The organism is Mesorhizobium sp. CAU 1741, assembly GCF_039839275.1.
GTDB lineage: Bacteria > Pseudomonadota > Alphaproteobacteria > Rhizobiales > Rhizobiaceae > Aerobium.
Genome location: NZ_JBDOQP010000003.1, coordinates 468,366 through 481,229 on the forward strand (window position 1 = coordinate 468,366; position 12,864 = coordinate 481,229).

Here is a 12,864-nt window from a genome sequence, read left to right on the forward strand (position 1 = left end):
TGCAGCTTCGTGGCGGCACGCGATAAAGGAAAGATCATGTCATTCGATGTCATCATAATCGGGGGCAGCTATGCAGGCATGGCTGCTGCGTTACAGCTTTTGCGGGCACGGCGGACCGTGCTCATCATCGACGCCGGTGAACGGCGCAACCGCTTCGCCAGCCATTCGCATGGTTTCCTCGGGCAGGACGGCGCGGATCCAGCCGCGATAGCGGCGACGGCCCGGAGCCAGCTCGAAAAATACCGGACGCTGACCTGGATCGACGGAACCGCGATCGGGGCAGACGGGGCGAAGGACGCATTAGTCGTGACCATGTCGGATGGCGCGCGGCATGAAGGCCGCCGGCTCCTCTTTGCGACCGGCGTGAAGGATGCGCTGCCGCAGGTAGATGGGCTCGCGGAGCGTTGGGGAAAGAGCGTGTTCCACTGTCCCTACTGCCATGGCTACGAGCTCGACCAGGGCGATATCGGCGTCATCGCCACCGGGCCGATGTCGGTCCACCAGGCACAGCTCATACCGGAATGGGGCACAGTCACGTTCCTGCTCAATGGTGCGCTGACCGTGAATGCGGAGACGCAGGCGGACCTCGTCGCGCGTGGCGTGACCATCGAGGAAACCCCGATCGAAAGGCTCGAAGGCGAGGCAGAGCTCCGGCTCGCCGATGGACGCGTGCTCGGCTTTGCAGGCCTTTTCACAGCGACGCGGACGACTCCGGCATCGGATCTCGCGGCACGCCTTGGCTGCGCCATCGAAGAGACGCCGATGGGCACACAGATCAAGACCGACGGCGGTAAGGAGACCAGCATTCCCGGTGTTTCCGCCTGCGGAGACGCCGCACGCGTGCCGCATTCCGTAACACTTGCCGTTGCGGACGGCGCGTGGGCGGGCGCCATGCTGCATCGCTCCCTGGTTTTCTGAACCGGGCTCGGACTGGGCGGTCGCGGGCGTCGCGGCCGCCGCACAGGCGCGATTTCGTGTTGCATTGCACCATCGGCGCCGGTAAGTGGGTTCATCCATCAGGACCCGGTGAAACTCCGGGTGGCTCTTCCGGCCGCCGATCCGCCGGACAACAGATCACGACATTTCTGTCTTGCGGCCCCTCCCCGCCGCTGATCCGTTTTTCTCACCGACTGGAACCCGATGCCATCCCTGTCCGCCTATCGCGCGCAATGGTTCTCCAATGTGCGCGGCGACCTGCTAGCAGGTCTCGTCGTCGCGCTTGCGCTCATCCCCGAAGCCATAGCCTTCTCCATCATCGCCGGAGTCGACCCCAAGGTCGGCCTCTACGCCTCGTTCTCGATCGCGGTGCTGATCGCTTTCGTCGGCGGGCGGCCCGGGATGATCTCCGCCGCCACGGCGGCGACCGCCGTGCTCATGGTCACGCTGGTACGCGACCATGGGCTGCAATATCTATTGGCGGCCACGGTTCTGGCGGGGCTGTTGCAGATCGTCGCCGGTTTTCTCAAGCTCGGCTATGTGATGCGCTTCGTGTCGCGCTCGGTGATGACCGGTTTCGTCAACGCGCTTGCCATCCTGATTTTCATGGCGCAACTGCCCGAACTGATCGGCGTGCCGTGGCTCACTTATGTGATGGTCGCGGCCGGGCTCGCGATCATCTATCTGTTTCCGTATCTCACCAAGGCGGTGCCCTCGCCGCTCGTCTGCATCATCGTGCTGACGATTGCGGCGATCTTCTTCGGACTGGAGGTGCGCACGGTCGGCGACATGGGCGAACTGCCATCGACGCTGCCCATCTTCCTGATTCCCGGCATTCCGCTCACCCTGGAGACGCTGCAGATCATCCTGCCCTATTCGGCGGCGGTTGCGGTCGTCGGTCTGCTGGAATCGCTGATGACCGCGCAGATCGTCGATGACCTGACCGACACGCCTTCCGACCGCAATCAGGAATGCATCGGCCAGGGAATCGCCAACTCCGCCACCGGCTTCATCGGCGGCATGGCCGGCTGCGCGATGATCGGTCAGTCGATCATCAACGTGAAATCGGGCGGACGCGGACGGTTGTCGACGTTCGCCGCTGGCGTCCTGCTGCTGTTCATGATCCTGGTGCTCGGCGACCTGGTGAGCCAAATCCCGATGCCGGCGCTCGTCGCGATCATGATCATGGTGTCGATCGGCACGTTCTCGTGGTCTTCGATCCGGAACCTGAAGGATCACCCACGCTCGTCATCCATCGTCATGCTCGCCACCGTCGTCGGCGTTATCTTCACCCACAACCTGGCGATCGGCGTGCTGATCGGCGTGCTTCTTTCGGGCATCTTCTTCGCGTGGAAGATCGCCCAGCTCTTCCGGGTGTCGTCGACCGTGAGTGACGACGGCCGTCACCGGACCTACGCTGTCGAGGGCCAGCTCTTCTTCGCCTCCACGGAGGACTTCATGGCGGCTTTCGACTTCAAGGAGTTGCTGGAGCGCGTCACGATCGACGTGAGCCGCGCGCATATCTGGGACATTTCCAGCGTTGCGGCGCTCGACATGGCGGTGCTGAAGTTCAGGCGAGACGGCGCCGATGTCGACGTCGTCGGCATGAACGAAGCAAGCGAAACCATCGTCGACCGACTGGCGGTTCATGACAAGCCGGGCGCCCTCGACAGGCTGACGGCGCATTGATGCAAGGGAGGATTTCATGACCGAAAAGCTCATCGCCCTCGTCGACGGCTCTATTTACTCGAAGAGCGTTTGCAACCATGCCGCGTGGATCGCCGGACGCACCGGCGCGCCGGTCGAAGTGCTGCACGTTCTCGGGCGACGCGAAACGACGAGTTCGGACTTCTCCGGCTCCATCGCGCTCGGCGCTCGATCGGCATTGCTGCAGGAACTCAGTGAACTTGATGAACAGCGCGCCAAACTCGCACAGAAACGCGGGCGCGCGATCCTCGAAGACGCCGAAGCGGCTTTGCACTCTGCCGGCGTCGAGCAGGTCACTGCCCGGCTGCGTAACGGCGACCTGCTTGAGACGGTTGCGGAAGCCGAGACTGATGCAAGAGGCATCGTCATTGGCAAACGGGGTGAAGCAGCAGATTTCGCAAAGCTGCATCTCGGTTCAAACCTCGAACGCATAGCGCGCTCGTCCAGAAAACCGGTGTTGGTGGCATCGCGGGCGTTCAAACCGATCAACAAGGTGTTGATCGCCTATGATGGCGGGCCCAGCGCCATGCGCGCGGTCGACCATGTCGCACGGGCGCCGCTATTCGCCGGACTGGAAGTGACCGTTCTCACAGTTGGAGCAGACAATGGGGAAACACATCGCCGGCTCGAAGATGCGCAAGCAACGTTGAAAAGCGGCGGGCACGCTGTCTCCGTTCAGTTGACGCAAGGCCAGCCGGAAAAGATCATATCCGAGGTCGTCGAGCGCGATGGCATCGACCTGCTGGTGATGGGAGCCTACGGCCACTCGCGCATCCGGGCGATGATCATCGGCTCGACCACGAGCGAAATGATCCGCTCGTGCAAGGTCCCGGTGCTGCTGTTCAGGTGAACCGGCCCGGCCGGGCCAGTTCACCCATTGCGTGGTCCAGAAGGATCAGAACTTCAGGCGGGCATTGAAGCGGAACGTACGGCCCGGCTCCAGATGCGGCACGACGCCGTCGAACTCCTGCCCGTAGCTGGCACGACTGGTGTAGGCCTCGTTGAAGATGTTGCGAACCTCGGCGCGCAGGGTCAGGTTCTCCATCTTCGGCGGGGTGTATTCGACGAAGGCGTTGAACACCTCGTAGGACGGCAGAGGCAGCCTGACGTCGTCCGGATCGCCCGTATCGATCGCCGTGCGCGAATTCTCCAGTCCGAACTCGGCATCTGCACCGACTGTGAGCCCCAGATCGTGGAACCGGTATCCGGCGGTCACCATGATGATGCCGCCCAGCGGCGTGGTCAGGTAGCGGCCGATCTCGGAATCGGCGGGCATGCCGTCGACGTCGGCAGAGACATCGGCGTATTTCGCGCGCACGAAACCGGCGTCCCAATCGTAGCCGACACCGAGCTCCCAGCCCCATGAACGCATGTCGAAGGTGCGATTGGCCGTGGTGGCGGGATCATATGGCGAGCGGCCATAGGCCGGCGAGCGCGCGTTTTCGATGTCCGATTGGAACACGCCAGCCTCGACCGTCCAACCCTCGTAGCGCATCTCCAGACCGGCAGTGAGGTTGACCGAGGTCACGGGAAGTGGCCCATCACCATAGTCCCAGGCCGGATTCTGGATGAAGTTCTCGGCAAGCGGCACGCCGGCCCAGACCCGTGACACGCCGGCCTTGGCGGTGAGGAAATCGGGGACGAGATCATATTCGGCGGACGCGTTGGCGCTGACGCCTGCATTGGTGAAGTCCGAGTCATCGGCCCCCGTGAACCAGTGATGGTCTACGCGGCCGCCGAAGGACAGGCGGACACGGTCTGTCGGATCGAGGCGGGCCTGCGCATAGGCGCCGACATTGGACGAATGCTCGCGCGGGAATTCCGGGAACGCGGCGTCGGCGTAGTCGAGCTTCGCGCTGTCATTGAAAAAGTCGACGCCGGCGGTGATGGTGCCGAGATCGATGGCGAAGCGGTTTTCGATCTTGCCGTTGAAGCTGCTCGTGGCGCCGATCGCCGGGGCGAGGATATCGCCGGTCGACCGGTTGTAGACCGGCGTCTCCACCTGCGTGCGGCTGTAGGCGAGCACGATTTTCGGGTCCCACAGGCCTGCCGGCGCCACGGTCGTATAGGTGAACACCGTATTCTGTCGGTCGAGCGCGTATTGGCGCAGAACAGGCTCGGCCCCGACATTCAGATAGAAGTTGGCGCGGTAGGGGCGAAGCTCGTCATCGCGGACCTGCTCGTGGCTCAGTTCGAAACGATGGCCGGTGACGGTCTCGTAGGCGACCTTGCCGAGGCCGCTGATCAGATCGGTGCCCGTGCCGACCATCTCGACGCCGTTGCCGGCGGTGAAATTGCCGCCATTGGCGTAGTTGATATAGCCGAGATATTCGAAACCATCCTTGATGCCATAGAGGCTGAGGCCGGTCTTGTAGGTCTCGCTGTCGGTGTCATAGGTGCCGGTGACGAAGCCGCCGAAGTCGCGGCCGGGCTCCAGTAGGTCAATGGCGTCGACGGTCTCGAACCCCATCGAGCCGGCCAGGGCACCGGGTCCGGCATCGGCCGGCGCGACGCCAGGCTGGACGGTGACCGCCTTGAGCAGCGCGGGATCGAGCAGATAGGTGCCATTGTGATGGAACACCTTGTTGTTCTGGCGCGAGCCGTCGACCGTGACGGCCAGGTTGTTCTCGTCGACGCCGTTGACGTAAATCTTCTGCGTGCCGGAGATGGCACCGCCAACGGCAATCGCGGGCTCGCCCGAAAAGACCTCCTGCAGGTCCGTAGGCTGGTTGCGCTCGAGATCGTCCTGCGTAACGGTGATGAGGTTCGTGCCGGCCGAACTTTCGGCGCCCGCGCCGACGTCGAGTTGCGGCAGGAGAGTCGAGCCATCGTCGGCGGGCAGTCCCGCATCATCGACAACCGGTAGCACCTGGTCATCTTCATCAAGCGCCTGCGCATAGCCGTGAGAGGCACTGGCGAGAAGCGCGAGCGCGGTGCTGACAAAAAGCGCGCGATGAAAAGTGGACGCCATCCGTTACCCCCGGAGATCATGAAACAGTGTTGAAATTCACGATGTTGGGTATGGGTGCGAATGCGTGACGCAACCTCAAGCCTGTGCTGTTGGTAGAGGCGCTGCCACGACTTGGCAATAAAGCTGACAAAAATTATCCACATTACGATGCGCCCTGTTGCACGACTGCAACAGGGCGCATCTGGGATGCTTAAGGCCAAGCGGCGCAGGATCAGGCGATCTGCATGTCCGGCATGGTCGTGACGACGATATGGTCGAAGGTCAGGGCCGCGGCCTCCGCTGACAGCGCGAAGCCGGCAGCGACGTCGCCGACAGTGGCGAGACCGCCGTCGATCTGGGAGACCCAGTAGCCGACTCCAGCCTCATCTGCACCGCGACCGAGAATCTGGTCGTAGAGCAATGCGACGAACTCGGATGCCGACAGTTCTTCTCCCTGTGCGGCAAACTCGCTGCTGGCGGCGAAGGACGAGGCGATGCCTGCCACCTCAAGGCCCGCCTGCATGGCATCGTTCCAGTATGCGAGGCCCTCGAAATCAGCCACGCGCCCAAGCAACAGGTCGTAGAACCGCGCAAGCTGCGCGCCGATATCGTCCACGACGATCAGCACATCATCGGCCGTGCCGGCGAAGTCGAAATACTGCACGTCTGTTGCAGCGACCGACTCATTGCCTGAAACGAGCGAAACACCCGTTGCAGTCAGCGAGACCTGGTAGGCGTCCTTGGCGCCCGACAGCATCACGCGGTCGAAGCCCACGCCGCCATCGATGCTCGCCGTTCCAAACGCTTCGATGGTATCGTTGCCGCGACCGGCAGCAACGATACCGCCTGACTGCGACAGCGCGACGAAATCGTTTCCGTCGCCGCCGAGCACGGTGCCGATCTCGGTTTCGTCGGAGATGGTGATCGACTGGCCGGCGATGATGCCGGTGCCGGCCGAAAGGTCGATCTCGATGCCATCGGTGACCGCAGCCATGTTGAGCGTGTGCGTGCCGCCCGCAGCGTCGAGCAGCTTGCGCCCGGCATCCTGCCCAGCCAGCAAAGCATAGTCGTTGGTGTAGATGAACGTCTTGTCGTCCTGAACCGCGGAGCCGTGCGCGCGCAGCTCCAGGCCATGAACCGAACCGACATTGCCGTCGGCCGCATCCTCGATCAGCAGCGTCCACGTGCCGCCGCTGTCCTCACCCCAGAAATCATTGCTCGACAGAACATGTTCGAGCTGCGTGAAGTCGAGTTGCTCCGCAGGCACACCCTCGTTCACCAGAAATGCCTTGGTCAGCTCGGTCGCGCGTGCGTCGCCGACGCGGAACAGCAGGGTCGATTCCGTGCCCGAAGGAGAAATCAGCGTGACGACGAGATCACCGAATTCCTCGTGCTCGATCGCGAAGCCGAGCTCGATGTTCTCGACGCTGACGCCCGGCGCGAGATCGAAGGTGAATGACACGTCGCCGCCATCCGGGATCTGCGTTTCCGTGATGTCGGCGGTCTGCGCCAAATGCTGTTCGTTGGCGTAGACGCTCTGCTTGTGCCAGGTCTCTGCAAGGCGCACGGCCGCCGTCGCATCGACGAAGCCGAAGCCGTAATTGTCGTTGGTCGACAGGCCGCCGCCATTTGCGTTGACGGCGCCGTTCACCTGCCAGCTCTCGTCTTCCAGATCGGTCAGCCGGGCCGAATAGGCCAGGATTTCCTGCACGTCGCGATAGCCGAGATTCGGGTTTGCCTCCAACATCAGGGCAACGACACCAGAGACGATCGGTGCGGCAAAGGACGTTCCGTACTGGACGGCAAAAGCCTCACCCGGGTTGTCGCCGAGCTCGCCTTGAATGTCAGTGGACACGACCTTCGATCCCGGCGCCGAGATGAGGATCGGGGCCCCCGGGGTGGTGTAGCCGAGTTCAGCGAAGTCAGCGGCATAGGTGCCGTCAGCGTCGAGTGCTGCGACCGTGATCGTGAAACGCGATGCGGCCGGATTATCGGCGTTCGCGTCTGCATACGAATATTCGCCCGACCACTCGTAGCCGAGTTCCTTCAAGGCCCGCGGCAGTTCATACGAATTGCCCGCCGCGAAAACGATGTTGAGGCCGAGCCCGCCGCGGCCGGTTTCGACGGCGTACTCGATATTCTCGATATTCGCGTAGTTGCCATTGTACGAGTTGATGAACGGGAGATCGGTGCCCCAGCTATTGTTCATCACGTCGAAGCCGTCATCGGCGGCCTTGCCGAAGGCAGTATACGCAAACTCTCCGTTGAATTCGGCATAGGACGTAAACTTCGCGTCGTAGGCGACGCCGCGCAGCCCGTATTGGGTGCCATCGGCGGCAATGAAGCCGGCAACGATCGTGCCATGCGCGATATACTCGTTCTGGGTGAGATACGAGCCGTCAGCAATGTTGTTGAGGAAGTCGAAGCTGAACTCGGAGAGGTAGTTGCCGGCCAGGTCCGGATGCGTGGTGTCGACGCCGCTGTCGAAAACGACGACCTTTATCCCCTCGCCGGTGTAGTCCGCCCAGGCCGGAATGACGTTGATGTCAGCGCCTGGCGTGCCGCCGGTCTGTCCCTCGTTCAACAAATGCCATTGGTCCGGCCGAAGTGTGAATCCCAGATTTGCAGTCATGTTGCCTTGTAATCCTTCAAGCGAATCGAGCACGCCAAGCCTTCGCTGGCAGCCCCTGTCTGATTGAGAAATGTTAAACCACGATTGAAACTGGGCGCTTCGTACAACCGGCGAGATGCATCGCCGGAACGCCGCACTGGCCGCCGGCACCCACCCTTCGAAAACGAAGGAGAAATCGGTGCCACGGATGACTGAAGGATCGTAGGGGGCCTTTCCTGGCCGACACAGGTCGCCAGGATTGGGTGCATTGCCTCGAGCATTCGGTCGCGCCTTTGGCGCGTCCTGATTCGCTGCGCCTGGTAGAAGATAGAGCCCAGACACAACCTGTGCGTCATTAACATTTTACATACAAGGAGATGCCGCGCAGGGGTTTTTTTGTTGACTCACCGCGCTGGCACTCGCCATCACGAAGCCGATCGAGCAATTTCCTACAGACATCGGGACGGACAACATGGCCGAAACCTTCAAGCGCGCGGACATCACGCTGGAAAACTGGCGGCAGCACCCGTTCAGCACGTACAGTTTTCAGCACGTGTCGGAATTCGCGCCGGTGGCGCAGATCGTGCAGCCGGGTGAAGCCGAGCCACCCTCGCCAGGCCCTGCCGCGCTGGGCGCCATGGCGCTGATCGATAGCGACGGCGGCAGCATCGAGCCGCTCGAACATATGCGCAGGTCGTATACGGATCATCTCGTGGTGATGCGCGACGGGACAGTCGTCGCCGAGTGGCTGGCGGAACATGCGGATGCCGCGCGGCCGCACGTGATCTTCTCGATCTCCAAGTCGGTTACGGGCATGCTCGCGGGCATCGCCGTGGAGGACGGCCATCTCGACCCGGAGAAGCCGGTCGCCCAGTATCTGCCGTCAATGCGCGGATCGACCTATGAGACAGCGCGCGTGCGCGACCTTCTCGACATGACCGTCGACCTCGATTTTGACGAGGAATACCTTGATGCGGGCGGAGCCTTCGATCGCTATCGCCGCGCGATGCTGTGGAATCCCGAGCGCACCGATTCCGTTCCGGAGACGATGGAATCGTTTCTTGCCACGCTTGGCGCACGGGGCCACGGGCATGGCAAGGAGTTCTACTACGCTTCTCCCGACACCGACCTGCTCGGGCTGGTCATCGAGCGCGCAACAGGCGTCCGCTATCATGAGTATCTCGCAGAGAAGCTATGGAAGCCAATGGGCGCACGCGGCGCGGCCTACCTCACGGTCGACCGTGTCGGCACGGCGCGGGCGGCGGGCGGCATCTGCATAACCACGCGTGACCTTGCGCGGCTGGGACAACTCGTGCTCGACGGCGGGGTGGCTCGTGACGGTGGACAGGTGATCCCCGCTGACTGGATCGCCGACATGCATGCCAATGGCAACCGCGACGCCTGGGTCGCGGGCAATTTCTCCGACATGTTCGACAACGGCCGCTATCGTTCATGCTGGTACGACGTTGGAGACGGGCGCGGCAGCTTCGCGGGCGTGGGTATTCACGGACAGTGGCTGTGGGCGGACCCGGTAAGCAAGGTCGTGATCGCCAAGACCGCCTCGCGACCCGACCCGAGCGACGACAGCGCGACGGCGCTTGAAATTCTCATGCTCGGGCAGATCGCCAAGGCCTACGAAACGCTGTAATCGCATTCGCAGTTTGATAACGTCGAGTTCCTGCCATGTCCGACCGCCCCGCGCTCACGAACCTCGCCGCCGGATTGCCGGCAACCGTGCCGTTCGTCGGCCCCGAAGCCCAGGAGCGCCAACGCGGCAAGTCGTTTCGCGCCCGCATCGGCGCAAACGAGAGCGGTTTCGGACCGTCGCCCAAGGTGAAGCAGGCAATCGCGGATGCAGCCGGTGATGTATGGCAGTATGCCGACCCGGAACATCATGACCTGAAGACCGCGCTTTCGGCACATCTCGGCGTGGCGCCTGGGAACATCGTGATCGATGGCGGGATCGACAACCTGCTGGGGCTGCTCGTGCGGCTGTTCGTCGAACAGGGCCAACCGGTGGTCACGTCGCTGGGCGCCTACCCGACATTCAACTATCACGTAGCAGGTTTTGGCGGGCGGCTCGTCACGGTGCCGTATGTCGAGGATCGCGAGGATCTGGAAGGGCTGGTCGCCGCTGTTCGCCGCGAAAACGCACCGCTGGTCTATATTTCCAACCCCGACAATCCGATGGGCACATGGTGGGAGGCCAGCGAACTCGACCTGTTGATCAATGCGCTGCCCGAGACGACAATGCTGGTGCTGGACGAAGCCTATAGCGAGACGGCACCGGCATCATCCGTCCCGCTGCTCGACGTGTCGCGACCGAATGTCATCAGGATGCGAACCTTCTCCAAGGCCTACGGGCTGGCGGGGATGCGGTGCGGCTATGCGATCGGTGAGGCTGGAGTGATCGGCGCATTCGACAAGGTGCGCAACCATTTCGGCATGAATCGCCTGACGCTGACCGCCGCATTGGCCGCCCTTTCAGACCAGGACTATCTGACACAAATCGTGGCACAGGTCGCGTCCAGCCGAAAGCGCATTGCCGCGATCGCGTCGGAGAACGGCCTGACCGCCCTGCCCTCCGCCACGAATTTCGTCGCGATCGACTGCGGCAAGGACGGGGCGTTTGCGCTCAAGGTCATGCAGGAACTGATCGCGCGTGATGTTTTCGTGCGCAAGCCGATGGCGCCTGTGCTCGACCGCTGCATCCGCGTCAGCGTCGGACCCGACGAAGAGATCGCGGTATTCGAGGCAGAATTGCCCGCGGCCCTGGCAGCCGCGCGGGGCTGAGAATTGGCGCCGGAACGAGGCTTGAGGAGAGCACCGCATTCCAACTTGAATTAATTGAACGTTCGTTTTATTAATTGCGCCGGGAGGAGCCGATGGCGCGTACGACAGGTTCACACGGCGAAAAGACGCAAGCCGCGATCCGCGAGGCGGCCGTCAACCTCATTGCGCGGCAGGGCTACGAAGCCGTGTCGATGCGACAGCTCGCCTCGCAGGTCGGCGTTCAGCCCGCGGCCCTCTACAGATATTTCGCCACCAAGGAAGACCTTCTCTTCGACCTCATGGTGGCGCACATGACGGCGTTGATCGAGAGTTGGTCGCATGCCCGGCCCGCCGAGATAGACCCCGTCCATCGCCTCGCCGCTTTCGTGCGCAATCATATCGGCTTCCATGTGGCTCGACGCCATTCCACCCATGTGAACAACATGGAACTGCGCAGCCTGTCCCATGAAAGACTGAGCGCGATCCTGCGATTGCGCGCTTCCTATGAGAAGGAACTGCGCCAGATTCTGCGAGACGGAAGCGACAGCGGCCAATTCGCGCTGGAAGACGTGACCCTGACGGCTATGGCGATCATCCAGATGATCACCGGCGTGATCGTCTGGTTCAGGCCCGACGAACGTCTTTCCGTCGAAGAGGTGACGGATACCTACCACAAGATGACGATGCGCCTCGCAGGCGCACGCGAGATAAGGGAGACGCCCCATGTATGATCACGTGATGAATTTCGGCCTCGGCGAGGACGTCGACGCGCTGCGCGACATGGTGCGCCGCTTTGCCCAGGAGCGCGTTGCACCAGTCGCCGCCGACATAGACCGGTCAAACGAGTTTCCCGCGGCGCTGTGGGGCGAGATGGGGGCATTGGGCCTGCTCGGAATGACCGCCGACCCCGACCATGGCGGCACCGGCCTAGGCTATCTGGCCCATGTCGTGGCGATGGAGGAAATCTCGCGAGCGTCCGCATCGGTGGGTCTCTCCTACGGGGCGCATTCGAACCTTTGCGTCAATCAGATCAATCGGTGGGGCACGGCGGAACAGAAGACCCGTTACCTGCCGCCACTGTGCTCCGGCGAGACCGTCGGCGCGCTGGCGATGTCGGAACCGGGCTCGGGCTCGGACGTCGTCTCCATGCGGCTGCGCGCCGACAAGAAGAACGACCGCTTCTTGCTCAACGGCTCGAAGATGTGGATCACCAACGGCCCCGAGGCCGGCACGCTTGTCGTTTACGCCAAGAGCGATCCTGAGCGGAATTCGCGCGGCATCACGGCCTTCATCATCGAGCGCGACATGAAGGGCTTTTCGGTCGCCCAGAAGCTCGACAAGCTGGGTATGCGCGGCTCCAACACCGGCGAACTCGTGTTCGAGGACGTCGAGGTGCCATTCGAAAACGTGCTGCACGAGGAAGGCCGCGGCGTCGAGGTCCTGATGTCAGGCCTCGACTACGAGCGCGTCGTGCTGTCCGGTGGCCCGCTCGGGATCATGGCCGCAGCGCTCGACGCGGCGGTGCCGTATGTTCATGAGCGCGAGCAGTTCGGCCAGCCGATCGGCTCGTTCCAGCTCGTCCAGGGCAAGCTGGCCGACATGTACACGACGATGAATGCCTGCCGCGCCTACGTCTATGCTGTGGCTGCAGCCTGCGATCGCAAGGAGACGACGCGCAAGGATGCTGCCGGCTGCATCCTCTACGCGGCGGAAAAGGCCACGCAGGTGGCGCTCGACGCGATCCAGCTTCTTGGCGGCAACGGCTACATCAACGACTATCCGACCGGCCGCCTGCTGCGTGATGCCAAACTTTACGAAATCGGTGCCGGAACGAGCGAGATCCGGCGCTGGCTGATCGGCCGGGAGATGATGAGCGAGGCGGTGTAGC

General features: G+C 62.7%; 9 protein-coding genes and 1 other annotated feature. Of the genes, 7 read left to right on the top strand and 2 right to left on the bottom strand.

Annotated elements, in window-relative coordinates; translation table 11 throughout:
* The first annotated feature begins 36 nt into the window (after nucleotides 1–36).
* From AAFN84_RS15980 to AAFN84_RS15990, 3 genes are all read left to right on the top strand, one after another.
* Nucleotides 37–918 (top strand): NAD(P)/FAD-dependent oxidoreductase, encoded by an 882-nt coding sequence (locus AAFN84_RS15980; protein WP_347515593.1) that lies wholly within the window; start codon nucleotides 37–39, stop codon nucleotides 916–918.
* Nucleotides 919–1,016: 98 nt separating this feature from the next.
* Nucleotides 1,017–1,072 (top strand) — a sequence feature (sul1 is cis-regulatory element that is thought to sense ions involved in sulfur or methionine metabolism; They are found in Alphaproteobacteria).
* 68 nt (nucleotides 1,073–1,140) lie between these two features.
* Nucleotides 1,141–2,625 carry a SulP family inorganic anion transporter gene (locus AAFN84_RS15985; protein ID WP_347515594.1) on the top strand — a complete coding sequence of 495 codons (1,485 nt, stop codon included), beginning with the start codon at nucleotides 1,141–1,143 and terminating at the stop codon, nucleotides 2,623–2,625.
* A gap of 16 nt (nucleotides 2,626–2,641) precedes the next feature.
* On the top strand, nucleotides 2,642–3,493 hold the full coding sequence (locus AAFN84_RS15990; RefSeq protein ID WP_347515595.1) for a universal stress protein: 852 nt from the start codon (nucleotides 2,642–2,644) through the stop codon (nucleotides 3,491–3,493).
* Between the two features lie 45 nt (nucleotides 3,494–3,538).
* Here AAFN84_RS15990 and AAFN84_RS15995 read toward each other — a convergent pair whose 3' ends face one another.
* Both AAFN84_RS15995 and AAFN84_RS16000 read right to left on the bottom strand, forming a co-directional pair.
* Nucleotides 3,539–5,614 carry a TonB-dependent receptor gene (locus tag AAFN84_RS15995; RefSeq protein ID WP_347515596.1) on the bottom strand — a complete coding sequence of 692 codons (2,076 nt, stop codon included), beginning with the start codon at nucleotides 5,612–5,614 and terminating at the stop codon, nucleotides 3,539–3,541.
* 211 nt (nucleotides 5,615–5,825) lie between these two features.
* Nucleotides 5,826–8,225, bottom strand: coding sequence for a S8 family serine peptidase (locus tag AAFN84_RS16000; protein WP_347515597.1), 2,400 nt, complete (start codon nucleotides 8,223–8,225; stop codon nucleotides 5,826–5,828).
* 451 nt (nucleotides 8,226–8,676) lie between these two features.
* Here AAFN84_RS16000 and AAFN84_RS16005 point away from each other — a divergent pair, with 451 nt between their 5' ends.
* The 4 genes from AAFN84_RS16005 (at nucleotide 8,677) to AAFN84_RS16020 (ending at nucleotide 12,863) form a co-directional block, all read left to right on the top strand.
* Complete coding sequence (locus AAFN84_RS16005) at nucleotides 8,677–9,852, top strand: serine hydrolase (protein ID WP_347515598.1); 1,176 nt, start codon at nucleotides 8,677–8,679, stop codon at nucleotides 9,850–9,852.
* Nucleotides 9,853–9,887: 35 nt separating this feature from the next.
* Nucleotides 9,888–10,997 (top strand): pyridoxal phosphate-dependent aminotransferase, encoded by a 1,110-nt coding sequence (locus AAFN84_RS16010; protein WP_347515599.1) that lies wholly within the window; start codon nucleotides 9,888–9,890, stop codon nucleotides 10,995–10,997.
* Nucleotides 10,998–11,089: 92 nt separating this feature from the next.
* Nucleotides 11,090–11,707, top strand: a complete 618-nt coding sequence (locus AAFN84_RS16015) for a TetR/AcrR family transcriptional regulator (RefSeq protein ID WP_347515600.1) — start codon at nucleotides 11,090–11,092, stop codon at nucleotides 11,705–11,707.
* The gene (locus tag AAFN84_RS16020) at nucleotides 11,700–12,863 is read left to right on the top strand and encodes an isovaleryl-CoA dehydrogenase (protein ID WP_347515601.1); all 1,164 of its coding nucleotides are present in this window, start codon (nucleotides 11,700–11,702) and stop codon (nucleotides 12,861–12,863) included. The genes AAFN84_RS16015 and AAFN84_RS16020 overlap by 8 nt, the downstream gene beginning before the upstream one ends.
* Nucleotide 12,864: the final 1 nt, after the last annotated feature.

Bases quoted from the DNA above. Each gene is read 5' to 3' on its own strand.
- AAFN84_RS15980 (WP_347515593.1), top strand. From the start codon at position 37: ATGTCATTCGATGTCATCATAATCGGGGGCAGCTATGCAGGCATGGCT.
- AAFN84_RS16020 (WP_347515601.1), top strand. From the start codon at position 11,700: ATGTATGATCACGTGATGAATTTCGGCCTCGGCGAGGACGTCGACGCG.
- AAFN84_RS15985 (WP_347515594.1), top strand. From the start codon at position 1,141: ATGCCATCCCTGTCCGCCTATCGCGCGCAATGGTTCTCCAATGTGCGC.
- AAFN84_RS16000 (WP_347515597.1), bottom strand. From the start codon at position 8,225: ATGACTGCAAATCTGGGATTCACACTTCGGCCGGACCAATGGCATTTG.
- AAFN84_RS15995 (WP_347515596.1), bottom strand. From the start codon at position 5,614: ATGGCGTCCACTTTTCATCGCGCGCTTTTTGTCAGCACCGCGCTCGCG.
- AAFN84_RS16010 (WP_347515599.1), top strand. From the start codon at position 9,888: ATGTCCGACCGCCCCGCGCTCACGAACCTCGCCGCCGGATTGCCGGCA.
- AAFN84_RS16015 (WP_347515600.1), top strand. From the start codon at position 11,090: ATGGCGCGTACGACAGGTTCACACGGCGAAAAGACGCAAGCCGCGATC.
- AAFN84_RS15990 (WP_347515595.1), top strand. From the start codon at position 2,642: ATGACCGAAAAGCTCATCGCCCTCGTCGACGGCTCTATTTACTCGAAG.
- AAFN84_RS16005 (WP_347515598.1), top strand. From the start codon at position 8,677: ATGGCCGAAACCTTCAAGCGCGCGGACATCACGCTGGAAAACTGGCGG.